This is a genomic window from Xanthomonas sp. SHU 166, from assembly GCF_000364685.1.
In the GTDB taxonomy this organism is placed as follows: Bacteria; Pseudomonadota; Gammaproteobacteria; order Xanthomonadales; family Xanthomonadaceae; genus Xanthomonas_A; species Xanthomonas_A sontii.
In genome coordinates this window covers 1-779 of the sequence record NZ_AQOJ01000610.1, presented here as the reverse complement: position 1 = coordinate 779, position 779 = coordinate 1, and the positions used below count along the sequence as shown (strand labels likewise).

The window sequence follows — 779 nt, the reverse complement described above, 5'->3', positions numbered from 1 at the left end:
CGGCGCAGGCGGACCGCGCCGGCCGCGCGCGAGCCGATCACCGTGACCGCCGCCGGCAGCAGGCCGATGATCAGCGCGGTGGCGGCGCCGCCGGCCCACTGCACGGCGCTGCCCAGCAGCACGTAGTAGACGATGTTGCCGAGCAGGCTCAGGCGCAGCAGCGCCCACCATTCGGGCGTGCCCAACGGCGCGGTCGCGGCACGCCAGCGCGGCAGCAGCACCACGGCGGCGATGGCGCCGTAGGCCAGGTAGCGCGAGATGGCCAGTTGCAGCGGCGAGAAAGCGCTCAGCAGTTGCGGCGCCAGGAACACCAGGCCCCACAGCGCGCCCGCGGCCATGCCGCTGCCGACCCCTGCCCATAGACGTTCGCGCATGCGGTTCGTTTCCGTATCGGCCGTGTCAGCCGTGACGGCTCAGCATGCCGGCGCCGGCAGCGGCCGGCTTGTCCCAGACTCCTGTCCTGGCGCCGGGCGATGACGGCGGCGGTAGGCGGCCGGGGTCTGCCCGGTGCTGCGCTTGAGCGCGCGGGTCAGCGCGCTCTGGTCGGCATAGCCGCTGTCCTGGGCCAGGTCGGCGATCGGCCGGTTGCCGTGCGTCAGTTGCCGGCGCACCCAGTCCAGCCGCCGTGCCGCCACCCAGTCCTGCGGCGTGCGCCCGAATGCGGCGCGGAACAGCGTGTGCAGGCGACTCGGACTCAGGTGCGCCAGCTGCGCCATGCGCCGCACCGGCCAGTCCTGGCCGGGCGCGGCCTCGATGCGTCGGCACAGCGCCTGCAGCCG

2 protein-coding genes are annotated in these 779 nt (G+C 74.7%); both read right to left on the bottom strand.

From position 1 onward, the window contains the following. A partial coding sequence (locus tag D180_RS14975) for an EamA family transporter (RefSeq protein ID WP_043091054.1) occupies nucleotides 1-374 on the bottom strand: 374 nt, incomplete at its 3' end. 39 nt (nucleotides 375-413) lie between these two features. Next, on the bottom strand, nucleotides 414-779 hold a 366-nt coding region (locus D180_RS14970), incomplete at its 5' end, for an AraC family transcriptional regulator (protein ID WP_017913435.1).